A 23,878-nucleotide genomic window follows, 5' to 3' on the forward strand; every position below is an offset into this window, starting at 1 on the left:
TCCGAAAATCGGCCGATTCGCGATGGGGACGTGCCCGCGACTTTAATCCGGCGGCGCGACGTGTTCGACGAATTGCTTAAGGCCGTCATGGCTGAAAAGCAGGGTCCGCCCGTCCCGGCGGGCCCAGTCGCGGTCCATCAGCTGCGCCAAAATCGCGGCGCCGAGCGCGCCGCCGAGATGGCTGCGCCGCTCGCTCCAGTCGAGACAGGCGCGGCAGAGCGGTCGGCGGCCCCGCTCCAGTCTCGGCAGGTCGATGCCGAAATCGGCGAAGAAATCGCGGCCCGACGACGTCAGCGCCAAGTCCTCGTCACCGGCGATCAGGCGGCGTCGGCGGAGGCTGTCCAGCATGGCGACGCCCCGCTCGCCCGCCAGATGGTCGTAGCATATCCGCGCCGACCGAAGGGCCTCGTCGGTCGGGCCGACGCGCACACGCACCGCCCCGGTGCGCTGGGCAAGGCCCATCAGAGCCTCCAGCACCTGCGCCACATCGGGCCCCGACAGGCGGAAATAGCGGTGGCGGCCTTGCTTTTCCCCCACCAGCAGATGGGCATCGGCAAGCTTTGCCAGATGGCCGCTCGCAGTCTGGATCGTGACGCCGGCGGCCCGTGCCAGCTCGCTCACCGTCAGAGCCCGGCCATCGATGAGAGCCGTGAGGATGTTGGCGCGCGCCGGATCGCCCAGCAGGGCTGCGACCGAAGCGATGACGGGGCCTTCTTTCATACTTCGACGTTAACCGAAGCTTTGTCGTCGATCAACCGGCTAGAGAGGTCGCCTCATCGTTGGAGAAACTCTCATGATCACCTGCTTCATCCGCTACGAAATCGACCCGTTCAAAGTGGCGGCCTTCGAACACTACGCCCGGGTCTGGGGCGAGGCGATCCCGCGCTGCGGCGCCGATCTCATCGGCTATTTCGCCCCGCATGAAGGCTCGGCAACCACCGCCTATGGAGTCTACAATATCGCCAGCCTTGCCGAATATGAGCGCTACCGCGCCCGCCTGAAGGAGGATCCGGAGGGCCGGGCCAATTATGAATTCGCCAAGGCCGAAAACTTCATCCGGCGCGAGGACCGGATCTTCCTCCGCCTCGCCTCCGCGCCGCACGGAAAGCTCGTGATTCCATGATCGCCGTCATCTTCGAAGTCTGGCCCGCCGAGGGCCGCACGCAGCATTATCTCGAACTGGCGGCGGCCTTGCGGGCCGATCTGGAGCGCATCGACGGGTTCATCTCCGTCGAGCGATTCCAGAGCCTCACCGAGCCCGGAAAACTCCTGTCCCTGTCGATCTTTCGCGACGAGGAGGCCGTGCGCCAATGGCGCAACCTGCCGTCGCACCGCCGCACGCAGGCCGCCGGCAGGGCCGGGGTGTTTCGCGACTACCGGCTGCGCGTCGCCGCGATCCTGCGCGATTACGGTCTCGACGATCGCGGGGAGGCGCCGGCCGACAGCAGGCTGGCGCACGGGGCATCGGAGCGAATCTGACCGCCAGGCCGAGGCCGGCGAGTCGCGTCACGGTCAAGTCTTCCAACGGTCAAGTCTTTCTTGGCGTCGCGCCGAAAGGCCCTATCCTCTTGGGCAATGGAAGAGATCAGACCGACGGCCCTGACGCGCAATGCCCGGCAATTGCGCCTCGATACACTCGTGCGCCTGCGGTGGCTGGCGATCGCCGGACAGGCGCTCGCGGTGGCTCTCGTGCGGTTCGGTCTCGGCTTTCCGCTGCCCTTCGGCCTCTGCTTCGTGGCGATCGTCGCGTCGGCCTTCGTCAACCTGCTGCTGCGCATCGAGTTTCCGGCCAGCCACCGGCTCGGGGACAATCCGGCGACGATCCTCCTCGCCTTCGACATCCTGCAGCTGGCGGCTTTGCTCTATCTCACCGGCGGGCTCGCCAATCCGTTCGCGATCCTGTTTCTCGCCCCCGTTCTCATCTCGGCGACGGCGCTCACGCCGGAGCGGACCCTGGGGCTCGGCCTGCTGGCGGTGGGATTGGCGACCGTGCTGGCCCTCACCCACCGTCCCCTGCCGTGGTATCCCGGCCAGACCCTGACGCTGCCGTTCCTCTATGTGACGGGGATCTGGACCGCGATCCTGCTCGGCACCGTGTTTACGGGCATCTATGCGTGGCGGGTCGCCGAGGAGGCGCGCCAGCTCGCCGAGGCGCTGGCGGCGACCGAACGGGTGTTGTCGCGCGAGCAGCATCTCTCGCAGCTCGACGGCCTCGCGGCGGCGGCGGCCCACGAACTCGGCACGCCGCTTGCCACCATCGCGCTGGTCGTCAAGGAACTGCACCATTCCCTGCCCCAGGACGGGGCGGTGGCCGAGGATCTGCGGCTCCTGCGCGAACAGGTCGAGCGCTGCCGCGGCATCCTCACCAAGCTCACCTCCATGGGGCAGGAGGATTCGGCGTTTCTCGAGACCATCTCGCTCAGCCATCTGGTGGAGGAACTCGTGGAGCCGCAGCGGGCGCTCGACCTCGCGGTCACGGTCAAGATCGGCGGGGAGGGCCCGGAGCCGATGGTCCGGCGCAATCCCGGCGTGGTCTACGGCCTGTCCAACATTCTCGACAACGCGGCGGATTTCGCAAAAAGCCTCGTCAGCCTCGAGGCGCATTGGACGGATCGCGACGTCGTCATCGAGATCAGGGATGACGGGCCGGGCTATGCACCCGACATCCTGCTGCGTGTCGGCGAGCCTTATGTCACCACGCGCAGCGCGGCAGACCGCGTCGGGGACAGCGAGGAAGGCGGCGGATTGGGCCTCGGGCTCTTCATCGCCAAGACACTGCTGGAGCGCTCGGGCGCGCAATTGACCTTGTCCAATGCGGGTTTCCCGGAATCGGGCGCGGTCGCGCGGATCGTTTGGCTTCGCCAGGCGTTTGAAAGAGGTGCGGCAATTTCGCCGCAGGCCGACCGTAAGGGAACTCTCCCGGACGAGAGCAACAATTCCCATATGGGAGATCCAACCGTCTGAGTTGTGCGTACAGGAGCTTGGCGACATGCAGGGAGATGTTCTGATGGCCGACGCGCCGCTGGCGTTCGAAGAGCGTGCCGACAAAAGCCTGTTGATCGTCGACGACGATCGTCCGTTCTCGACCCGGCTGGCGCGCGCCATGGAAGCTCGCGGCTATCAGGTGCGGGTCGCCGAAAGCGTCGCCGAGGGTTTGAGCGCCATCGAGGCGGAAGCTCCGGCTTTCGCCGTCATCGACATGCGCCTCTCGGACGGCAACGGCCTCGACGTGATCGAGCGCCTCAAGAACCGCCGCCCCGAATCGCGGGGCGTTATCCTCACCGGCTACGGCAACATCGCCACGGCGGTGACGGCGGTGAAGATGGGCGCCTTCGATTATCTGGCGAAACCCGCCGACGCGGACGAAATCCACGCGGCCCTGATGGCGACCCCCGGCGAGCGCGCCACCCCGCCGGAAAATCCCATGTCGGCCGACCGGGTGCGCTGGGAGCACATCCAGCGCGTCTACGAACTTTGCGGCCGCAACGTTTCCGAGACCGCCCGCCGCCTCAACATGCACCGCCGCACCCTGCAGCGCATCCTCGCCAAGCGCGCGCCGCGCTAGAAACCCTAGAACCCACCCTGGTGCATCGATTCGGGGTCGGCGAGGCGATGCAGCGTGAGCGCCGCCGAATGCGCGAAACGCAGGGTCACGGCCTTGCGGCGGGCGCCCGGCAGCGGATGGTGGCAGGCATCGCGGATGATCGCCGCGCCGAACGAATCGGCGACGATCAGGCCGCAATCTTCCGGCAGAATCTCGACCGGCATGGTGTCGGGCGCGGCGAAATAGAAACGGTCGCAGAAATCCCGGTAATCGGGCCATTTCCGGTCGGCGCGGAAATCGGCCACGCAGGATTTGATCTCCACGATGGTCAGCACGCCGTTCGAGGACAGCGCCAGCACGTCGGCGCGGCGGCCATTGGCAAGCGTTACCTCCGGCAGCGTGGCGTGCCCGAGCTGGGCGAAAAGCCGCCGCACGCCGCGCTGGACCTTCAAGGCCACGGCGGATTGGCGGCCGTCGGGGCGAAGGATCGGCTGCGGCGCGCCCTGTTGCGCGGGATCGCGGGCCGTCGAATCGGACAAGTCGAGGTCGGACATCCGGGCAGAGTACCCCGACGGACACTCCTTTCAACGGTGCGATTGTCGCGCTTGGCCGCGACGGCCGGCCGTCAGTGCAGCATCAGGTTGCGGGGGGCGAGGTCCTCGAGGATCTCGCTGAGGTCGTCCAGGTGCGGATGGATCGACAGGGCGATCTGGAACGCCGCGCGGGCCTCGTTCAGATGACCGTTGCGCAGGCACACATGGCCGAAATCCGAGATGGCGCCGAAATGGCGCGGTTCCAGCGCCAGCGTGCGCTCGATATCCGCCAGGCAATCCACGTCGCGTTTTTCGATGAAGCACAGCGTGGCGCGGCGGTTCCAGGCCTCGGCCCATTCGGGATAGCGCTCCGTCAGGTCGTCGAGGAGGATGCGGGCGGCGTCGAGCGCGCCCACTTCCATGCCCTCGATGGCCTCGGCCATGATTTCCTCGGCGTCGCGATCCTCGTGCGAGGTCCACAGCGTCCAGATCAGCTCCTCGACCTCCTGCGCCGCCTCGGCGCTCGCAACCTCGGACAATTCGCCAAACAGCTCCCGCAGGCGAGTCGGCACGCCGGGCGCGGGTTTGTGGGCCGACAGGTCCAGGATCAGGTGGAAGACGGGGTCGAGGGTTCGGGCGGAAATCATCGTGGCTTGTTTAAAATCCTTGGCGCGCGACCGCGACACAAAAACCGGTTACGGCACAAAGATAGAGTCGAAAACCCCGGAAACGAGGGGTGGCGCGACCTTTCGGACCGGACGGGGTCGTGCATAGTGGCGCGAAGGCGCGCGAAGAGGTCAAGCTTCCGGCCGCCCGCTCTGGCCCTTACCGTCGAGCTTCGCTAACCTTGCGCCGTCTGGATCCACGGAGACATCATGGAGCGCGATCCACTGCGCCTGGCCTGGAAGACCAGCCCCTGGCGGCACGTCTTTGGGTTCGGGCTCCTGACCCTGTCGGGACTGGTGTTGCTGTTCGGCCTCGATCTCATCCGGGTCGCGACCGATATCGCCATGCGGGCCGAGGACGTCGCCGCCGACGCGGCGGGGTTCCTGCGCCTCACCATCCCCCTCCCGCGCGAGATCGCCGCCGGACCGCTGGTGGTTCTCGAAGGCTTTCCGCTCAGGCCCGACGCGCTCGCCCTGGTGGCCATTGGCGGAATCGTCATCATCCCGCTCGTCATGGCGTTTCTCGCCATCCTGATCGATTGGCTGATCGTGGGGATCGGCGCGAACGTCATCACGCGGATCCGCGCCGCGGTGCTCGATGCGTCGCTGGCGGCCTCGGTCTCCGACGAAACGGAGGTCGCGGCCCTGCATCACGCGGCGGGCGAGGAATTGTCGCGGGAGGGTCGCGCACTCGGCGCGGCGCTCCTGGTGGCCGTGCGCCTCACCGGCATGGTGGCGCTCGCCCTCGCCTATGTGCTGCTGGTCGACTGGCATTCGGGCCTCGCGCTGGCGCTCGTCCTCCTGTTCGGCGCCGCCCTCAACGCCCACCGGCTTCGCCTTCGCATCGATATCGGGCGCCTGCGGGATCGCGAAGGCGAGATGATCGACCGCACCTTCGCGGAGCTCCGCCACCGGGTCCCGGCGATCCGCGCCCATGGCACCGCATCGCTGGAGCGGGAACGGCTCGCCACTACCCTCGCCTCGCGCCACCGACCGGTGGAGAGTCTCGAACGCCGGCTCGCAGCCGTCGAGGCCCTGTCGGTGGCGATGATCATTCTGGCCCCCACGGCGGTCCTCGCAGCGGCGGCCTGGTACGCGGCGGCGTTGTCCGCCAGCCCCGGCTCCCTCGTGGCGAGTTCGCTGGCGGCGGCCCTTGCGGCCTTTGCGCTGCGCGAATCCGTGCAATGGCGCCGCGTCGTCGAACGCACGAAGGCGCTCCTCACCGGCATGAGCGAGATGCTGACCTCGATCCGGCCCCGCCTCCGCGACCTCGTGCCCCAGACCCTGCCCCATAGCGGCGCGCTGGTGGCCGAGGGCGTCTCGGCCTTCGATCCGTCGACCGGCTCCCGCATTGCCGGCCTCGACCTGCGGGTCTCGTTCCCCGCCCACATGGCGCTGACCGGCGACGGGGACGTGGGCCCGCGGGTGCTGGCTTCCGTCCTCGGCGGCGGGCTCTCGCCGTCGACCGGCCACCTGACCTTCGGGGGCATCAACCTGGCGGCCGTACCGGCGACCGAGCGGGCAAGGCGCATCGCGGTGGCCGGCGAGACCGTGCTGATCCCCGGCACCCTGCGGGACAATCTCCTCTATGGCGCCGTCGACGAGGACGGCGAGAGCCGTCTGTCGGAGGCCGTTGCGACGACGGGCCTCGATCGCCTGACCCACGCGCGCGGTCTCTCCGGGACCCTCGACCCCAAGCGGGAGGAGAAGCTCGCGGCCGCCATCGTGGAGGGAAGGCGCGCGGTGCAGGCGGCTTTGGTGACCCAGGACCTCGATCGCTTCGTCGATCCGTTCGAGAAGGATCGCTACAACCGCTACGCGACGGTGGGCGAGAACCTCCTGTTCGGGAAGGCCATCGGCGACACGTTCCGCGAGGACCGGCTGGCCGGCCACCCGTTCATCCGGGCCATTCTGGAGGCCGAGGACCTCACCAAGCCGTTGGCGCGCATGGGACTTTCCATCGCCACCAGCATGATCGAGATCTTCGCCGAGATCCCGGACGGGCACCCGCTTTTCGAACGGTTCTCCTTCTTTTCGGCCTCCGACCGCCCCTATTTCGAGGATCTGGTGGAGCGCCGCCGGGAAAATCGCCGCGGGGTGCAGACCGGACGCGACCAGGAGCGCCTGATCGGGCTGGCGCTTCGCTACAACGAAAGCCGCCACCGCCTCGGCCTGGTGGAGGAGGCCCTGGAGGCGCGCATCGTGACGGCGCGGGCGGATCTCGCCCGCATGCTGCCGGTGAGCCTCCAGCCCGCCATCGAATTCTACGATGCGTCCCGCCTCTGTGCCGCCGCGAGCGTTCAGGACAACCTGCTGTTCGGGCGCGTGGCGGCCGATCAGGCGGGCGCGCAATCGGCGATCCAGGAGGTCATCCGCCGGGTCCTCACCGATCGCGGCCTCGACGCCGAAGTGGCGCGGATCGGGCTGAACACGCCCATCGACCTGCCGGGCGGCGACCTCACCTTGAGCGAGATCGCCATGATCGATCTGGTGCGTTGTCTCGTGCGGCGGCCCGACATTCTGGTGGTGCAGCGGGCGCTCGAAGGCCTGCCCACGGCAGCGGCCGAGGCGCTGGTGACGAACCTGCGCCGTTCGCTGATCGGGCGCGGCCTCGTCCTCGTCACGCCGGAGATCACCCCCGCAATGGAACAGCCGCCCTTCGATGCCGTCGTGCGGTTCGAACGCGGGGTGCCCCGGGTCGAACAGCGCCAGGCGGCGGCGCCCGCGGAGGCTTTGAGCGCATGAGGCATTGCCGCTTGACCATCCGGCCCCATCTGCTCATGTGTGCCAGCGCACATGCGATGGCTTCCGGATCGGTGATGATCACGACATGACGAGGCGTGCCCTATCCTCTGGTGACCTCCAGATCCGATTCTGGGGAGTCCGGGGTTCGACCTGCGCTTCGGGTCCCCAATTCGTCGCGTTCGGCAGCCATACGCCGTGCATCGAGATTCGCTGCGGCGAGCGGCTTTTCATCATCGATGCGGGCACGGGGCTGGCGGCGCTCGGGACCCATCTTGCCAACACGGCGCCCGCCACCGTCGACATTCTGTTCAGCCATCTGCATCTCGATCACATCAGCGGCCTGCCGTTCTTCAAGCCGGCGCTTCTCAGCACCGACCGGGTCATCCGCACCTTCTGCGGCAATCTCGACGGGGAGAGCGCGCAGGCGTCGCTCGACCGCCTCTATTCCCCGCCGCTGTTTCCCGTCACTCTCGACGAATTGCCGGCGCAATTCGAACATCACGGCTTCAAGGCGGGCGACACGCTGTCCTTCGCCGACGGCACGCGGGTGGAAACGCACCTCCTCAACCATCCGGGCGGCGCGACAGGCTACCGCTTCACCCATGGCGGCCGGGTCGTCTGCTACATCAGCGATATCGAGCACACCGAACCGTGGCCGGATCCCGCCCTGACCCGTTTCGTGCGGGATGCCGACCTGATGATCTATGACGGCATGTTCTCGGATGCCGAATACACCCGCTGCCAGGGTTGGGGCCATTCCACATGGCACAAGGGCGTCGAACTGGCGAAGGCCGCCGGCGTGAAGTCCCTCGCGATCTTCCACATCTTTCCCGGCCACGACGACGCCTTCCTGTGCACCGCCGAAGCCGAGATGCAACTCGCCATGCCCACCGCCTTCGTCGCGCGGGAGCGGCAATCCCTCGCCTTCGCGCCGCTCGCACCCGACGAGCCGGTTGCGGATCGGCCACTTCCCGCTAAGGTGCCGGCTCACTAGAGCGCGGGGGCCGTCGCCGGTGTCGGCATCGTGCTCCGGAAACCCGGCAACCATCTCCTTCGTCGAGCGGGCGAACCATGCCAACACCCATCCTGGTCACCGGCGCGGCCGGCTTCATCGGCTATCATGTGGCCGAGCGGCTCCTGCGGGACGGCCATCAGGTGGTGGGCGTCGACAGCTTCACGCCGTATTACGACCTGAGCCTCAAGGAAGCGCGCTTTTCGCGTCTCCTGCCGCACAACACCTTCCTGGGCGAGCGGTTGGATCTGGCGGATGCCGAAGCGACGCGAGACCTGTTCGCGCGGCACCGGTTCCGGCGCGTCATCCATCTGGCGGCGCAGCCCGGAGTGCGCTTCGTCGATCCGCAGCCTTACGTGGCGTCCAACATGGTGGCGTTCACCAACATGCTGGAGGCTTGCCGGCACGGCGGCGTCGAGCATCTGGTCTATGCGTCGTCGAGTTCGGTCTATGGCGCCAACCGGCAATTGCCATTCAGCGAACACGCCGCCGCCGATCATCCGATCAGCCTCTATGCGGCGACCAAGAAGGCGAACGAGATGATGGCGCATTCCTATGCGCATCTGTTCGGATTGCCGGTCTCGGGCCTGCGTTTCTTCACCGTCTACGGACCCTGGGGCCGGCCCGACATGGCGGTCTATACGTTCACCCGCGCCATCGCCGAGGGGCGCCAGATCAACGTCGCCCATGCGGGCAAGGTGTGGCGTGATTTCACCTATGTGGACGACATCGTGGAAGGCATCGTGCGCCTCGCGTTCCACGATGCGACGCCGGACCCCTCGTGGAACGCGGAAGCGCCCGATCCGGCGACCAGCAGCGCGCCCTACCGGCTCTACAATATCGGCAACGACCGGCCCGAGGAGGTCAACACCCTGATCGCGCTGATCGAGAAAGCGCTCGGGCGAAAAGCCAACCGAGTCGATGTCCCGCTGCCGCCCGGCGACGTTCTGGAGACCCGCGCCGACGTGTCGGCCCTGCACCGCGCCGTGGGCTTCGCGCCGTCGATTTCGCTGGAGGACGGCATCGGGAGGTTCGTGGAATGGTACCGGGGATATCACGGCAACTGATATGCTGATCGTCCTCACCCTCGTCGCGTCCGCCCTCATGTCGGTCTTGCTGATCGTCCTGATGAAACCGCTCCTCTTACGCTACGCATTGGCGCGCCCGAATGCGCGTTCGAGCCACCGAATTCCGACGCCGCAGGGTGGCGGCATCGCCGTGATGGCGGCCACGCTCGCGGTCGCGGCGACGGCGCTGTTGTGGGCCGGCGCATCGCCAGGCCCGTTCGCGATCGTCGCGGTGGCTCTCGTGACGCTCGGTCTCGTCGGCGGCATCGACGACATTCGCCCGTTGCCCGCGCGCCCGCGGCTTCTCCTCCAGGTGATGGCGGTCGTGGCCGTGCTCTTCACAATGGAGGTTCGCATCTTGCCCGAGGCGGTTCCGCTGGTCGTCGAGCGCGCCTTTCTGTTGCTCGGCGGCGTCTGGTTTGTGAACCTCGTCAATTTCATGGACGGACTCGATTGGATCACCGTCGCCGAAATGGTGCCCATCACCGGCTTTCTGGCGGTTCTCGGCCTGTGGGGATTCGCGCCGCTTCCCGCGCTGCTCGCCGCCGCCCTTTGCGGCGCGCTCATCGGGTTTGCGTATTTCAACAAGCCGGTGGCGAAACTCTTTCTCGGCGATGTCGGGTCTTTGCCCATCGGCCTCGGCGTCGGCTGGCTTCTGCTACAACTTGCCGGCACCGGCGCGCTTACGGCGGCGATCCTGCTGCCGCTTTACTATCTGGCGGACGCCACCATCACGCTGCTGCGCCGCCTCGCGCGGCGCGAGAAGGTGTGGGAGGCGCATCGCAGCCATTTCTACCAGCAGGCGACGACAAACGGTTATTCGGTGATGGCGGTGAGCGCGCATGTGTTTGGGCTCAATCTCGCGCTGGCGGCGTTGGCGGCCTGGACGATCCACACTCCCACGCCGTTCGTGCAGGTCGCAGCGCTCCTCATCGGCTGCGCCCTCGTCGGCGCGTTGCTGCGGCGTTTTGCGACGAAGCGTCCGGAGCAATCGCAATGAACGGCCCGCTCATCGCCCTCACCGGCGCCACCGGATTCATCGGCCGCCATCTGGTGGCGGATTTGACGAAGCGCGGCTATCGCGTGCGCGTACTGCTGCGCCGTCCCGCCGATGTGCCGGAGGGCGCGAGCGGCGCCGTCATCGGCGATATCGCGTCGCCGCACAACATGGCGGCGGCGTTGCGCGACGTGGATGCGGTGGTGCATTCGGCGGGCCTTGCCCACGCCATGTCGGGCAGACCCGAGGACGATTATCGCGCCATCAACACGCAAGGCACGCTGAACCTCGCCCGCGCGGCGGAGCGCGCCCATGTGAAGCGCTTCGTGTTCCTGTCCTCCATTCGCGCCCAGACCGGACCGGTGGCCCTGGCGCCGGTGACGGAGGCCGATGAGCCGCACCCCACCGACGCCTACGGCCGCTCGAAGCTCGAAGCCGAGCAGGGCCTGGAAACACTGGGAATCGACTGGGTGGCGTTGCGTCCGGTGCTGGTCTACGGGCCGGGCGTCAAGGGCAACATGGCGGCGCTCGTGAGCCTCGCGCAATCGCCCTGGCCGCTGCCGCTGGGGGGGTTGAGGGCGCGGCGCTCCCTGCTCTCCCTCGACAACCTCGCCTCCGCGGTCGATGCGGTGCTGCGCGCGCCGGGCCCGTTGCGCCGTCCGCTGATCGTCGCCGAGCCAGAGCCGCTGAATATCGCCGAGATCGTCGGCGCCCTGCGCTCGGGGCTCGGGCGCGGTCCGGGCCTCGTGCCGGTGCCCTCGGTCCTGCTGCGCCTCGGCGCCATGCTGGCGGGGAAGTCGGAAGCGTTCGACCGGGTGGCGGGTTCGCTGGTAGCGCTGCCCGATGCGTTGATCGACCTGGGCTGGCAGCCGGTCAGTTCGACGCGAGACGGACTGGCACGTCTGGCTCGAGAGTTTTCGCCCGGCGGCTGAATTCCGGAATCGCCTCCTCGAACACGCGTTCGGCTTCCTGCCGGTCATTGGTCGCGAGCGCCCGGCCGAGAATATCCAGCCATTCGTCGACGCGCTCTCGGTCGGCGAAGATGGGCTTCGCGGCCATGACGCCGTCGATGCCGATCTCGGCCCGGGGCTCCTCGCGGGCGAACAGGATCTCGTGCAGGCGCTCGCCGGCCCGGGTTCCCGTCACGGCGATCTCGATTTCCTCGCCGGGCTCGAACCCCGCAAGCCGGATCATCCGCTCGGCAAGCTCGATGATGCGCACCGGCTGGCCCATTTTCAGCACATAGACCGAAGCGCGCTGGTCGCGGTTCGAGCCGTCATGCAGCACGCGGCCTTCCTTGTCGGCATGCGACGCGGAGGTCAGCACCAGATCGGCGGCTTCGCGGGTGGTCATGAAATAGCGCACCATGTCGGGATGGGTCACCGTCACCGGTCCGCCGCGGGCGATCTGCGCCTTGAACTTGGGCACCACGGAGCCGACGGAGCCGAGCACGTTGCCGAAACGCACGGCGATCAGACGCGTCGAGCCGCCACGGCCCATGAACTCCGCATCGAGCGCCTGGCAGTACATCTCGGCGAAGCGCTTGGTGGCGCCGAGCATCGACACGGGATCGATGGCCTTGTCGGTGGAGATCATAACGATGGCGGCGGCCCCCGCCTCGACGGCCGCGTCGGCGACGTTCTGGGAGCCGAACACGTTGGTCTTGATACCCTCGGTCCAGTTCTTTTCCAGATAGGGCACATGCTTCAGCGCCGCGGCGTGAAACACCACGTCGGGCGAAAACTCGTTCATGACCTCGCGGACGCGTTCGCGGTCGCGCACATCGGCGATCTCGCCCTCAACCTCCGTGTCGCTCGACAGGATCGTGGGATTTTCGAGGATCTGGTAGAGAGAAGGCTCCGAGCTGTCGAGGATCAGCAGGTGGCTGGCGCCGAACGCCACCACGCGGGTGCAGATTTCCGACCCGATGGAGCCGCCGCCGCCAGTCACGAGAACGCGTTTGCCCCGGATGAAATTCTCCAGCCGCGCGCGGTCGATCTGCACGGTCGGCCGCAACAGCAGGTCCTCGATTTCGAGCGGCGCAAGCTCGGCATCCCGCATGCCTTCGCCGAGCGATGTGACGCGCACCAGAGGCAGGCCGAGACGGCGCGCGCGGGCGATCAGCATGTCGGGATGGGCCTCTGGCGCCAGCGCACTCGGGGTGGCGACGAGACGGCGGATCGGCACGCCGCGCTCCTGGAAATCCTGCACCACCTGGTCTAGATCCGCGAAGGTGCCCAGCACCGGTACGCCGCGAATCGACTGGCCGAGATCGTCCGCCCGGTACGACAGCACACCCTGGGGCTGAAGCTTCTTGACCGCGCCCGATTCGATCGCCCGCAGCATCACCTCGATGTCGCTGCCACGCCCCAGCAACAGCGTCGGGGTGTTGGCATGCCGCTGCAGCGTCTGCCGGGATTGGGCATATTTGACGTAACGGAAGGCGAGGCGCGGGCCGCCCAGAAAGAACATCTGGATGAGCCAGTACAGCGCGATGGTGATCTTGCCGAAGAAGAAGAATCCGAAAATCTGCGGCGAGACCAGGATGTAGTCGACCACCAGCAGGGTGAGCGCCAGCACGCTCGACGCGCGGAAGATGTTGTAGAGATCTGGCAGCGACGCGAACCGCCATTTGGAGCGGTAGAGCTGGAAGAACCAGTAGACGAATCCGGCAAACAGCACGAAGGGCGGCAGCACATAGGGCAACTGGCGCAGATGCTGGGTGAGCAGAAAGCCGTCGAAGCGCACGTAGAAGGTCGCGACGACGGCAAAAGCCGTCATCACGAGATCATGCGCGATGATGAGGGTTTTCTTGAGATCCTGGCGAGTCATGAGCCCATGTCGAATTCTGAGAGCGGGGTATCTGCCGCGGGGGGACCTTTGTCAATCTGAGAGGGTTGCGGGTTAACGTTGCGTTACGGTTGGTCGAGGGGCCTCTCGGCGACGATCACCAGCCCGCCCGGTTCGCGGGTGACGTGGGCGGCGATGCCGAAGCTCGCGGCGAGAAGGCCGGGTGTGAAAACCTCCTCGGGCGCCGCGTGAGCGCGAATGCGTCCGTCATCCAGCAGCACCACGTCGTCGGCGAAGCGCGCCGCCAGGGTCAGGTTGTGCATGATGGCGACGACCATTACGCCCGCCGCCGCCTGGGCTTTCAGGACCTCGAGCACCACCAGCTCGTGGCGCGGATCGAGCGCCGCCACGGGCTCGTCGACGAGAAGCACCGGAGCTTGCGTGGCGAGCGCCCGGGCGAGCAGCACCCGGGCGCGCTCGCCGCCCGACAATTCGGTGGCGGGGCGCGCTTCGAAACCCCGCAAGCCCACGGCCGCGATGGCACCAGCCACCGCTTCGCGGCCCCGCGGCGACAGCGCGTCGGGCTCCTCGCGATGGGGCAGGCGTCCCAAGGCCACCACGCTCTCGACGGGGATCGGCCACGCCACGGAGCCGTTCTGCGCCAGATACGAGACGGCCCTCGCGCGCTCGCGTCCGCCGAGATGCGCTAGGTCCCGGCCGTCCAGCGTCACCTTGCCTTCGCCGGGCGAGAGCAGGCCGGCGAGGCTTCGCAGCAAGGTCGTCTTGCCGGCGCCGTTGGGACCGACCACCACCGTGAAGCGGCCCGGCGACAGCGCGAGATCGATCCCGCGCAGCGCATCGCGGTTGCCGAGGCGCACGGTGAGTCCCACTGCGACGAGGCGGCTCATGCGGGAACCTCCGACAGCTCGGCTTTCCGCCGGGCGATCACCCAGAGGAAGAACGGCACGCCGAGCAAGGCCGTCAGGACGCCGATCTTGATTTCCGCCGCGGAGGGAATCAGCCGCACGGCGCAATCGGCGGCGAGCAGCAGCGCCGCGCCGGCCAGACCGGATGGAATCATGGTCCGGGCCGGATCGTAGCCCACGAAAGGCCGAATGAGGTGCGGCGCCACCAGCCCGACGAAACCAATCGAACCGGCGACCGCCACCGACGCGCCGGTGCCGATGGCGGCGCCCCCGACGATGAGAAGCCGCAGGCGATTGGTGTCGATTCCGAGGCTGCGCGCCGTCTCGTCGCCCAGCGACAGGGCCCGCAGGCCGGGCATGGCGGCAAGCAGCATGAGCGTCGCCACGACGATGAAGGGAGTAGCCAACCCCACATGCGCCATAGAGCGGTCCTCGAAGGACCCCAGCAGCCAGAACACGATCTCGGTCACCGCGAAGGGATTCGGCGACAGGCTGATGGCGAGCGACGTGCCGGCCCCCGCGAGGCTGCCGATGGCGAGGCCCGCTAAGACCAGCACCACGATGGTGGCGTTGCGCCCGGCGACCATCACCACCAGCGCGATGGAGGCCAGCGCCCCGAGGATCGCCGCCACCGGCAGCATCCACGACAGCGCTCCGACGAGGCCGAAATAGAGCACGGTCACGGCCCCGAGCGCCGCCGCCTGCGGCGCGCCGAACACGGCGGTGTCGGCCAGCGGGTTGCGCAGCAATCCCTGCAGGGCAGCGCCGGTGAGGCCGAAGATTCCTCCGATCATCAGCGCCAGCAGGGTGCGGGGCAGGCGAATGTCCCGCACCACGATGGTGGCGCTGCCGAGATCGACGAACAGGGCGCGCAAGGCCGCGAGAGGGCCGATAGGCGCCGGCCCGATGGCGAGCGACGCAATGGCGAGGGCGGTGAGCAGGATCAGGAGGCCGGGGATCAGGAGGGTGCGGGGCATGAGGGCGCTTCTCCCGCCGCCTTCCGGCGAGGGGTCGAGGGGTGGGGCTCGAAAAGTCCTAGCACGACAGGGCGCGGGCGAGACAATGTCGACATACGACCTTTCGGCCCACCCAACCCGCAGGGGACCGCACCTCTCCCCGGCGGGGAGAGGTCGAGCGAAGCGAGGGTGAGGGGGTGAGCCTATCCGGGCGCCGCGCGACCCCTCACCCGGCCCTTGCGGTCCGACCTCTCCCTCAGGGAAAGGTGACGCGCCCCCGGCCCACCTGGCTGGCGATCGCGACAGCGTTCGTACGTGCCACTCGCCCGGGACCATGCTACCAACCGGCTGATCCTCCGTCCTCGCGAGCCGCTGCATGAACCCGCTTTTCGCCAATATCCCCACCACCATCTTCGAGGTGATGTCGGGCCTCGCCCGCGACACCGGGGCGATCAACCTGGGACAGGGGTTTCCGGACGATCCGGGCCCAGAGGATGTGCGCCGGAAGGCCGCCGATGCGGTGCTCAACGGCTATAACCAATACCCCTCCATGATGGGCCTGCCGGAATTGCGCAGCGCGATCGCGGCGCATTACGCCCATTGGCAGGGTCTCGATCTCAATGCCGACACCGAGGTCATGGTGACCTCGGGAGCGACCGAAGCCCTCGCAGGCGCGATCCTCGGGCTGGTCGAGCCCGGCGACGAGGTGGTGCTGTTCGAGCCGATGTACGACGCCTATCTGCCGCTGGTGCGTCTGGCGGGCGGAATCCCGCGTTTCGTGACCCTCCAGCCGCCGCATTTCCGCCTCACCGAGGAAGCGCTCGCGAAGGCATTCTCGCCGAAGACCAAGGCGGTGTTGTTCAACAATCCGCTCAATCCCACGGCGACGATCTTCTCGCCCGAGGATCTCGCCCTGCTGGCGGATTTCTGCCGGCGGTTCGACGCCATCGCGATCTCTGACGAGGTCTGGGAGCATGTGTCGTTCGACGGTCGCCGCCATCAGCCGGTGCTGGGGCTCGATGGCATGCGCGAGCGCAGCGTCAAGATCGGCTCGGCGGGCAAGATCTTCAGCCTTACCGGCTGGAAGGTCGGTTTCGTGTGCGCGGCGCCGCACATCCTGAAGGTGCTGGCGAAATCGCACCAGTTCCTCACCTTTACGACGCCCCCTAACCTCCAGACGGCCGTGGCCTATGGCCTCGGCAAGGACGACAGCTATTTCGACACGATGCGGCGCGACTTCGCCCGCAGCCGCGACCGCTTCACGGCGGGCCTCGAAACCCTCGGCTTTTCGGTGATCCCGAGCCAGGGCACGTATTTCCTCAATATCGACATTGCGCCGTTGGGCGAAACCGACGACGTGGCGTTTTGCCGGCGCCTCGTGGTGGAACACGGGGTGGCGGCGATTCCCGTCTCCGCCTTCTATGCCGAAGGCGCGGTCAGGAACGTCGTGCGGTTCTGTTTCGCCAAGAAGGACGCGACCCTCGATACGGGACTGGAGCGCCTCGCCGGGCTCGTCCGCAAAGGCAGGTGACCGATTGGACCAACGAGGGGGTCGAGATAGTGCGGCGGGGCGTTGTTTCCTGTCGCGGAACCTCCTAGCCTCCCGGTCACGACAACCTTTGGAGTGCCGCCCTCGATGATCCGTTTTCTCGCCTCGCTTGCCCTGGCGTTCGCCCTTGCCACCGTCGCTCACGCGCAGGAGCGTGTCGTCAACGTCTATAACTGGTCCGATTACGTGGACCCGAAGGCTCTGGATGAGTTCACGAAGACCACCGGCATCAAGGTCGTGTACGATACCTACGACAACAACGAGATCGTCGAGACCAAGCTTTTGGCCGGCAAATCGGGCTACGATCTCGTGGTCCCCTCCGGCCCGTTCCTGCAGCGCCTGATCGGCGCGAAGGTTTTCCAGAAGCTCGACAAGGCGAAGCTGCCCAATCTCGCCAATCAATGGCCCGAGGTGACCCAGCGTCTCGCGGTCTTCGATCCGGGCAATCAATACGCCGTCAATTACATGTGGGGCACCACCGGCATCGGCCTCAACCTCAAGAAGGTGCGCGACATCCTGGGCGATATTCCGCTCAACACCTGGGACCTGGTGCTCAAGCCCGAGGTCGTCTCCAAGCTGAAGGCCTGCGGCATCTACATGCTCGATTCGCCCGAGGACCTGTTTCCCGGCGTCCTCGCCTATCTGGGGCTCAACCCCGATTCCAAGCGTAACGAGGATCTGACGAAAGCCGGCGACGCCTTGTTCCGCGTGCGCGGCAACATCCAGAAGTTCCACTCGTCGGAATACATCAACGCCCTGGCGAACGGCGATATCTGCGTCGCAATCGGCTATTCGGGCGACATGATCCAGGCCCGCAACCGCGCCACCGAGGCCAAGAACGGCGTCGAGATCGCCTATGTGATTCCGCGCGAGGGCGCGCTCATGTGGTTCGACAGCTTCGCGATCCCGGCCGACGCCAAGAACGTCGCCGAGGCGCACGAATTCATCAACTTCATGTTGCGGCCGGAAATCGCCGCCGCGAACACGAATTTCGTCTCCTACGCGTCGGGCAATCTCGCAGCGAAGAAATTCGTCGACGAGGCGATCCTCAAGGATCCGGGGATTTATCCGGATGACGCGACCTTCAAGCGTCTGTTCACCAATACGGCCTACGACGAGCGTTCGCAGCGAASGGTCACGCGGCTCTGGACGCGGGTGAAAACCGGTCGTTAATCCGACGCTCAGGTTCGGTTTTCAATCATGAGCCGCCTGATTTGCTCCGCCTCCGGGCGGAGCTTTCGTTTCGAGAGGGTCGCCATGTCCGTTTTTCCCGCCCGCATCGTCCGCGTCGCGGCCTGCCTCGTGTGGGTCGCCGCCGCCCCCGCTTTCGCGCAGGAGCAGAAGGCTCCAATCGTCCCCACCATCAGCGTCATGGGCACCGGCGAGGCCGAACTGAAGCCCGATTTCGCCCGCATCCTCGTATCGGTCGAGACGCAGGCCGATACGCTGGCGCAGGCCTCTTCGGCCAATAACGCGGCGAGCGAACGGGTGCTGGAGCGCATCCAGTCCCTCGGCATCAAGAAAGACGATATCCGGACGGTGAATTTCCAGGTCTTCCAGAGCCCACAGGTCGAGAAGCCGGCCCGCCCGACGCCGAAATTCACCGCCAATCACCAGATTCAGGTCACCACCCGGGACCTGCCGGGGCTCGGCAAGCTCGCGGGCGAAATCCTCGCCAGCGGCGACATGACGTTCCAATCCGTCTCGTTCGGCCTCGACCGGCAGGATGCGGGCGCCGACAAGGCGCGGGAGGCCGCGGTCGCCGACGCGCGCCGCCAGGCCGGAATCTACGCCAAGGCGGCCGGCGTGACCCTCGGTCRCCTGATCGAGATCCGCGACGGCTCGGCCCAGCCCTATCAGCCGCAGCCGGAAATGCGCATGCGCATGGCCATGGCGAAGGGCGCCGATGAGGTGCCGATCGTCCCGCCGGCGACCATCCGCTACAATGCGGGGGTGCAGATGGTGTGGGAGATGGTGGCCCAGCCCTAGGCCGCGCGGGGGATCTCGGTCATCACCGCGTAGAGGGCCGCAGCCTCGCGGGTCGCGCGGATGCGGTCCACGAGACCGGGTTCGCGCAGCACGCGGGCGACCCGGGCCAGGGCCTTGAGGTGGTCGGCCCCCGCCCCTTCGGGCGCCAGCAGCAGGAACAGGATATCCACGTGCTCCCCGTCCAGGGCCTCGAAATCGATGGGCTTTTCGAGTCGCGCGACGAGGCCGAAGATCCGGTCGAGACCCGGAAGCTTGCCGTGGGGGATGGCGACGCCTTCGCCGATCCCCGTGGAGCCGAGCCGCTCGCGCTGCAGGAGCGCTTCAAAAATCATGCCCTCGTCAAGATTGAGCAATCTTGCCGAATGGGCCGCCAATTCCTGCAAGGCTTGCTTTTTGCCGCTGACCCGCAGCGCGGGCAGTACGGCCTGAGAATCGAGAAAATCCAGCAAGGGCATTGATCAAGCTACGTCCGTTTTGAAGCCTTGGAGGCCTCGCGGGGTTTCAGGCAGCCGTTGCAAGACGCAACCGATGCCAAACACAACTCAAGAGCAAAACCCGGGCCAAAGGAGGGGCCGCCCCTCAAGGCTCGCCCAGCGGCGGATCGACCCAACCGATCGCCCCGTCGCTGCGGCGGTATACGACGTTAATGCGGCGGGTGCTAGCGTGGATGAAAACCAGCGCCGGCGAGCCTGTGAAATCCAGCTGCATGACGGCGTCGCTGACCGACAAGCTGTGCAGTGGCTTGGTGGTTTCCGCCACCACGATGGGGTGGAATCCCTCCTCCTCGACGGATTCGTCGCTGGGGGATTCGAACACCAGATAGGGTGCCTGCCGGCCATTGGCCCGGGCGGCGGCCGACGCCGAATGCTCTTTGAGGCGGCGCTTGTATCGCCGCAGCCGCTTCTCGATCCGTTCGGCGGTCTGGTCGAAGCTCGCATAGGCGTCCGGCGCATTTCCCGAGGCTTCGAGGGTCATGCCGGAGCTCAGATGGAGGACGCAGTCCGTGCGGAATCCGATGCCATCCCGCGCGACGGTCACGTGCCCCGAATATCCGCCGCTGTAATATTTCGAGAGAGCGCTTTCGACCCTTTCCTCGACCTGCGCCCGCAGCGTCTCGCCAATGTCGAGGTTTTTGCCCGATACCCTCAACGTCATATCGTCCTCCATTGTTATTAGCGTTCTTGGTTTGATGATGAGGCTTCCCATGGGTAATACAAGCCCGAAACATCTCACGGCGACGGCGTCGCCGCCTGACGCATACGCCGTCGCTGCGACGAGGGGGGAATGCGAAGGGCCTCGCGGTATTTGGCGACCGTGCGCCGCGCGATGGCGATTCCGGATGCCTGCAAATTTTGGGCAATTGCATCGTCCGACAGCACAAAGCCACGCTTCTCGGCGGCGATGAGCGCCTTGATGCGATGGCGGACCGCCTCGGACGAATGGGTCGCCGTCCCGTCGGCGCCGCTCAAGCTGGTGCTGAAGAAATATTTCATCGGAAACGTGCCCCGATCCGACCCCAGCGCCTTGTTGGCGGTGACCCGCGAAACGGTGGATTCGTGCATCCCGATGACTTCCGCCACCGAGCGCAGGGTCAGCGGCCGCAGATGCCCCGCTCCGTGGTGGAAGAAGCCCTCCTGCTGGCGGACGATCTCGCTTGCCACCTTGAAGATGGTGGTGGCGCGCTGGTCGAGGGCGCGGGAGAGCCAGGCGGCGCTTCGCGCACATTCGCCCAGAAAGGCCTGATCGGCCTTGCTCCGCGCCGATTGGGCGATCTGGGCGTGATAGGAGCGATCGACCGACAGACGCGGAACTGTCGTGGCGTTGAGCTCGATCTCAAAACCGCCGCCGGGCGCCGGCCGCACGAAAACGTCGGGCACCAGCGCGTCGATGGGAGCGGCGCCGAACGCAAGGCCCGGTTTAGGATCGAGGCCGCGGATCTCGGCGATCATCGCGTTCAACCCGCTTTCGGCCACGCCGCAAAGCCTGCAGAGAGCCGCGTGGTCGCGTCGTGCCAGGAGATCGAGGCGGGCCAGCAGGATGTCCATGGCGGCGTCGAGCCGGCCTCGCTCGACGAGCTGAATTCTCAGGCATTCGGCGAGATCTCGCGCTGCGATGCCGGGGGGATCGAAGCTCTGGACGAGGCGCAAGGCCGCGAGCACGGTCTCGACGTCGAGCCCCAGGGCCTCGGCGATCTCCTGTGTGTCCTCGACGAGATACCCGGCTTCACTGAGCGAGTGGATGATGTACCGGCCAGCCTGCCGCAGCGGCGCGTCAACGGTCGCCAGATCGAGCTGGGATTCCAGGTGACCGGCGAGACTGACCCGACCCGCGTTCGTCGCGTCCAGATCGGCGCTGCCCTCGCTTGCCACCGAGCCGCCCGCCTGTCCGGATTTCGCCGAGAGGCCTTGCGGATGCCGGGCGCCCGCGGAAGGGAAGATGCGGCGGATCATCCGGTCGGACTGGCGCGCCGCGAGGGTTTTCGGATCGAGCGCGGCGGCATCGGGGGATTCGTCGGCATGCTGCAGCAGCGGGTTGCGTTCGAGCTCGGCATCGACGAAAGCCGCGAGTTCGAGATGGGACAATTGCAGCAGCTTGATCGATTGCAGCAATTGCGGAGTCATGGTCAGGGATTGTCCCTGCCGCAGCTCCAGCCGTTGCGATGAACTCATGCGCGTTCCACCAAACCTTCGCTCAGGTTTAGAGCGTCGCCGCAGTCCCGTCAAAAGCGCCGGATGCGCGGGAGCGCGCTAGAGCCTGAAATCCTCGCCGAGATAGAGCCGGCGCACATCCTCGTTGGCGACGATCGCATCGGGCTGGCCCTCGGTCAGGACCCGGCCCGAATGGATGATGTAGGCGCGGTCGATGAGACCCAGCGTCTCGCGCACGTTGTGGTCGGTGATGAGAACCCCGATGCCGCGCCGGGTCAGGTGTCGCACGAGATTCTGGATGTCCCCCACCGCGATCGGGTCGATGCCCGCGAAGGGTTCGTCGAGCAGCATGAAAGTGGGATCGCCCGCGAGCGCCCGGGCGATTTCGCAGCGCCGCCGCTCGCCGCCCGACAGCGCGATCGAGGGCGATTTTCGCAGGCGCTCGATGTTGAATTCCTCCAACAGCGAATCGAGCTTTCGCTCCCGTTCCTTGCGGCTCGGCTCGACGATTTCGAGCACCGCGCGAATGTTGTCCTCCACATTCAGGCCGCGAAAGATCGAGGCCTCCTGCGGCAGGTATCCGATGCCGAGGCGCGCGCGCCGGTACATCGGCAGATGCGTGACGTCGTGCCCGTCGAGGCTGATCACGCCGCGATCGGCCGAAACCAGCCCGGTGATCATGTAGAAGATGGTGGTCTTGCCCGCGCCGTTGGGCCCCAGCAGGCCGACCGCCTCGCCGGCGCGCAGGCTCAAGGCCGCGTCGTACACCACGGTGCGGCCGCCATAGCTCTTCTGCAGGCCCTTGACGGCCAGCACCCCGGCGGCGCCGAAGGTTGCCTGACCCTCGAAGCGGTCGAAGGATTGCGCCCGCGCGGTGCCGACCGGTTCGGGCACCGGGGTTGCGACGCGGCCTGTGGGGGAACGGCTGAAAAGAGGTTTCAACGGAACATATCGCCTAAAGAGAACATCGCCCGGATGGGAACGACAGGTTTCACCACGGGTCAGTTGGTGGCGGGCTTCTGCGGCTTCGGTTTGGCGCCGCTGGCCGGAGGCGGCGTCGTCGGCGCGTTGCTGCCGGGTACGAAGAGCGCGCGGACACGGCCGCCGGGCTTGGTTTCCACATTGGCGATGCCGGTATTGAGATCGTACACCACGCGCTCGCCGCGCGTGACGTTCGGGCCGTCGCTGAGGGTCGCGTTGCCGATCAGGAAGATCTTGTTGGCGATGCGGTCGAAGGTGGCGTCGTTGCCGGTCGCCACTTGCGTCTTCGACACGATGGTGACGGGGCCCTTGCAATCGATCTTCTTGATCGAGCTGTCGTCCGATCCCATGGGACCCGCGGGCGCGGGAGCGCCGGGCGCGGCGTCGCGCTTCTGTTCGTACAGAACCGTCATCAGCGTGCAGTTCATGGTGCTGTCGCCCTGGACCGCCACCACGTTGCCGGCGAACACCGCCCGCCCTTCCTTGTCGTAGACGTCGAGGCGGTCGGCATCGATCTTGATCGGCTCCTTGCTGGAGCCGAAGCTGCCAAAGCCCGCCGCACGCTCCTTGGTGGTGGGCTGGGCCATGGCGGCCGACAGCATCGCCGGCAGGCCGAGGAGAAGCGCGCCGCAGAATGCGGCGTGTCTGAAGGTCATCATGGGCGGGAGCTTGTCGGTTGCGCGGGATTGGCTGGCACGAATTGCCCCGCGGGAGGAGGAGTCGATTGGGCGGGTTTCTCGGTGCTCTCGAACACCGCGCGGACGCGACCGCGGAAATGCATCACCTTGCCGTTATCGGTGACGTCGAGGCCCGCCGCGTCGATGACGCCGTTTCCGAGCATCACGCTGACAGGTTCGTCCGACGTCACGGTCCCGGCCTTGAAATCGATGAAGGCGGACAAAAGCTTGACCTCCTGGCCCGCATCCGTGCGCACCTTGACGTCCTGCCGCAGGTTCATCTGTTCCTTCTCGGTGTTCAGCACGCCGAAGGCCGCCTCGAGCCTTGCCGCGCCGCCCTTGTCGTCCGTGACGATGCGGGCGCGCAGATCCTTCAGCTCGACGAAATTGGGCTTGAGGATGTCCTGGGTGGCGGCGCTCGCGGTGACCTCGTAGGGGCGGGAATCGTTCCGGAAGCCGTTGAGTTTGGGGCTCTCCATGGTGACCTGCGTGCCGCTGACGCCGATCTTGCCGATGGTCAGGCCCGGGATGTGCCGGAACGGATCGATATAGGCGTAGAAGGCCACCAGCGTGACGGCGAGAAGCGAACCGAGGGGGATCGCGAGCTTGGCGAACTTGACGAAGCGCGAGTGACGGCGCGCGCTGGCAAAGCCGCGCGTCCGCACGGCCGGCGTCGTGGCCAGCCCATCCATCGTCATGCCGCCGGGTTTCACCACGTGGCGCAAATCCTCTTCGTGACTGTCGATCGGGCAGGCCCCTGCCATGGACGGACGCCGTGGCGAAGTTGTGACCTTATATA

General features: G+C 66.8%; 24 protein-coding genes. 12 read left to right on the forward strand and 12 right to left on the reverse strand.

Annotated features, from left to right (window positions below):
- Positions 1-42 precede the first annotated feature (42 nt).
- Complete coding sequence (locus AC1DVM_RS02160; protein WP_477251638.1) at positions 43-720, reverse strand: ArsR/SmtB family transcription factor; 678 nt, start codon at positions 718-720, stop codon at positions 43-45.
- Positions 721-793: 73 nt separating this feature from the next.
- On the opposite strand from AC1DVM_RS02160, the gene AC1DVM_RS02165 reads away from it, so the two are divergent.
- The 4 genes from AC1DVM_RS02165 to AC1DVM_RS02180 all read left to right on the forward strand — a co-directional run bounded on the left by AC1DVM_RS02165 (position 794) and on the right by AC1DVM_RS02180 (position 3,565).
- Positions 794-1,123 (forward strand): NIPSNAP family protein, encoded by a 330-nt coding sequence (locus tag AC1DVM_RS02165; RefSeq protein ID WP_477251640.1) that lies wholly within the window; start codon positions 794-796, stop codon positions 1,121-1,123.
- Positions 1,120-1,479: an antibiotic biosynthesis monooxygenase family protein gene (locus AC1DVM_RS02170; protein WP_477251641.1), complete on the forward strand. Its 360-nt coding sequence runs from the start codon at positions 1,120-1,122 to the stop codon at positions 1,477-1,479. The genes AC1DVM_RS02165 and AC1DVM_RS02170 overlap by 4 nt, the downstream gene beginning before the upstream one ends.
- A 96-nt stretch (positions 1,480-1,575) precedes the next feature.
- Positions 1,576-2,964, forward strand: a complete 1,389-nt coding sequence (locus AC1DVM_RS02175; protein WP_477251643.1) for an ActS/PrrB/RegB family redox-sensitive histidine kinase — start codon at positions 1,576-1,578, stop codon at positions 2,962-2,964.
- Between the two features lie 25 nt (positions 2,965-2,989).
- Positions 2,990-3,565: an ActR/PrrA/RegA family redox response regulator transcription factor gene (locus tag AC1DVM_RS02180; RefSeq protein WP_477251645.1), complete on the forward strand. Its 576-nt coding sequence runs from the start codon at positions 2,990-2,992 to the stop codon at positions 3,563-3,565.
- A gap of 5 nt (positions 3,566-3,570) precedes the next feature.
- Here AC1DVM_RS02180 and AC1DVM_RS02185 read toward each other — a convergent pair whose 3' ends face one another.
- Both AC1DVM_RS02185 and AC1DVM_RS02190 read right to left on the reverse strand, forming a co-directional pair.
- Positions 3,571-4,098, reverse strand: coding sequence for an MmcB family DNA repair protein (locus AC1DVM_RS02185; protein ID WP_477251647.1), 528 nt, complete (start codon positions 4,096-4,098; stop codon positions 3,571-3,573).
- A gap of 71 nt (positions 4,099-4,169) precedes the next feature.
- Positions 4,170-4,724, reverse strand: coding sequence for a hypothetical protein (locus AC1DVM_RS02190; RefSeq protein WP_477251649.1), 555 nt, complete (start codon positions 4,722-4,724; stop codon positions 4,170-4,172).
- 228 nt (positions 4,725-4,952) lie between these two features.
- Between AC1DVM_RS02190 and AC1DVM_RS02195 the strand changes: the two genes are divergently transcribed.
- From AC1DVM_RS02195 to AC1DVM_RS02215, 5 genes are all read left to right on the forward strand, one after another.
- A complete protein-coding gene (locus AC1DVM_RS02195; RefSeq protein ID WP_477251650.1) occupies positions 4,953-7,487 on the forward strand; it encodes an ABC transporter ATP-binding protein in 2,535 nt (844 codons plus the stop codon).
- Positions 7,488-7,572: 85 nt separating this feature from the next.
- Entirely contained in the window at positions 7,573-8,481 is a 909-nt protein-coding gene (locus AC1DVM_RS02200) for an MBL fold metallo-hydrolase (RefSeq protein ID WP_477251651.1), read from the forward strand.
- A gap of 77 nt (positions 8,482-8,558) precedes the next feature.
- Complete coding sequence (locus AC1DVM_RS02205; RefSeq protein ID WP_477251652.1) at positions 8,559-9,566, forward strand: NAD-dependent epimerase/dehydratase family protein; 1,008 nt, start codon at positions 8,559-8,561, stop codon at positions 9,564-9,566.
- 1 nt (position 9,567) lies between these two features.
- Complete coding sequence (locus AC1DVM_RS02210; RefSeq protein WP_477251654.1) at positions 9,568-10,566, forward strand: MraY family glycosyltransferase; 999 nt, start codon at positions 9,568-9,570, stop codon at positions 10,564-10,566.
- Positions 10,563-11,495 carry an NAD-dependent epimerase/dehydratase family protein gene (locus AC1DVM_RS02215; protein ID WP_477251655.1) on the forward strand — a complete coding sequence of 311 codons (933 nt, stop codon included), beginning with the start codon at positions 10,563-10,565 and terminating at the stop codon, positions 11,493-11,495. The genes AC1DVM_RS02210 and AC1DVM_RS02215 overlap by 4 nt, the downstream gene beginning before the upstream one ends.
- On the opposite strand, the gene AC1DVM_RS02220 is transcribed toward AC1DVM_RS02215, so the two are convergent.
- The 3 genes from AC1DVM_RS02220 to AC1DVM_RS02230 all read right to left on the reverse strand — a co-directional run bounded on the left by AC1DVM_RS02220 (position 11,437) and on the right by AC1DVM_RS02230 (position 15,256).
- Positions 11,437-13,395, reverse strand: a complete 1,959-nt coding sequence (locus AC1DVM_RS02220) for an SDR family NAD(P)-dependent oxidoreductase (protein ID WP_477251657.1) — start codon at positions 13,393-13,395, stop codon at positions 11,437-11,439. The two genes, AC1DVM_RS02215 and AC1DVM_RS02220, sit on opposite strands and share 59 nt — an antisense overlap.
- Positions 13,396-13,478: 83 nt before the next feature.
- Positions 13,479-14,261, reverse strand: coding sequence for an ABC transporter ATP-binding protein (locus tag AC1DVM_RS02225; protein WP_477251658.1), 783 nt, complete (start codon positions 14,259-14,261; stop codon positions 13,479-13,481).
- Positions 14,258-15,256, reverse strand: a complete 999-nt coding sequence (locus AC1DVM_RS02230; RefSeq protein ID WP_477251659.1) for a FecCD family ABC transporter permease — start codon at positions 15,254-15,256, stop codon at positions 14,258-14,260. Before AC1DVM_RS02230 ends, AC1DVM_RS02225 begins: the two co-directional genes overlap by 4 nt.
- Before the next feature lie 355 nt (positions 15,257-15,611).
- Between AC1DVM_RS02230 and AC1DVM_RS02235 the strand changes: the two genes are divergently transcribed.
- From AC1DVM_RS02235 to AC1DVM_RS02245, 3 genes are all read left to right on the forward strand, one after another.
- Entirely contained in the window at positions 15,612-16,766 is a 1,155-nt protein-coding gene (locus tag AC1DVM_RS02235) for an aminotransferase (RefSeq protein ID WP_477251661.1), read from the forward strand.
- A gap of 105 nt (positions 16,767-16,871) precedes the next feature.
- Entirely contained in the window at positions 16,872-17,957 is a 1,086-nt protein-coding gene (locus tag AC1DVM_RS02240) for a polyamine ABC transporter substrate-binding protein (protein ID WP_477251662.1), read from the forward strand.
- An 84-nt stretch (positions 17,958-18,041) separates the two neighbouring features.
- Positions 18,042-18,773, forward strand: coding sequence for an SIMPL domain-containing protein (locus AC1DVM_RS02245; RefSeq protein WP_477251664.1), 732 nt, complete (start codon positions 18,042-18,044; stop codon positions 18,771-18,773).
- Here the strand turns inward: AC1DVM_RS02245 and ptsN are convergent.
- The 6 genes from ptsN to lptC all read right to left on the reverse strand — a co-directional run bounded on the left by ptsN (position 18,770) and on the right by lptC (position 23,843).
- Complete coding sequence (gene ptsN, locus AC1DVM_RS02250; RefSeq protein ID WP_477251665.1) at positions 18,770-19,228, reverse strand: PTS IIA-like nitrogen regulatory protein PtsN; 459 nt, start codon at positions 19,226-19,228, stop codon at positions 18,770-18,772. The two genes, AC1DVM_RS02245 and ptsN, sit on opposite strands and share 4 nt — an antisense overlap.
- A gap of 124 nt (positions 19,229-19,352) precedes the next feature.
- On the reverse strand, positions 19,353-19,928 hold the full coding sequence (hpf, locus tag AC1DVM_RS02255; RefSeq protein WP_477251667.1) for a ribosome hibernation-promoting factor, HPF/YfiA family: 576 nt from the start codon (positions 19,926-19,928) through the stop codon (positions 19,353-19,355).
- Between the two features lie 74 nt (positions 19,929-20,002).
- The gene (gene rpoN / locus AC1DVM_RS02260) at positions 20,003-21,442 is read right to left on the reverse strand and encodes an RNA polymerase factor sigma-54 (RefSeq protein ID WP_477251669.1); all 1,440 of its coding nucleotides are present in this window, start codon (positions 21,440-21,442) and stop codon (positions 20,003-20,005) included.
- A gap of 78 nt (positions 21,443-21,520) precedes the next feature.
- A complete protein-coding gene (gene lptB, locus AC1DVM_RS02265; protein WP_477251670.1) occupies positions 21,521-22,363 on the reverse strand; it encodes an LPS export ABC transporter ATP-binding protein in 843 nt (280 codons plus the stop codon).
- A 59-nt stretch (positions 22,364-22,422) separates the two neighbouring features.
- Entirely contained in the window at positions 22,423-23,061 is a 639-nt protein-coding gene (locus AC1DVM_RS02270) for an LptA/OstA family protein (protein WP_477251672.1), read from the reverse strand.
- A complete protein-coding gene (lptC, locus tag AC1DVM_RS02275) occupies positions 23,058-23,843 on the reverse strand; it encodes an LPS export ABC transporter periplasmic protein LptC (RefSeq protein WP_477251673.1) in 786 nt (261 codons plus the stop codon). The genes AC1DVM_RS02270 and lptC overlap by 4 nt, the downstream gene beginning before the upstream one ends.
- Positions 23,844-23,878: the final 35 nt, after the last annotated feature.

Source organism: Microvirga sp. P4_A5 (assembly GCF_056402495.1).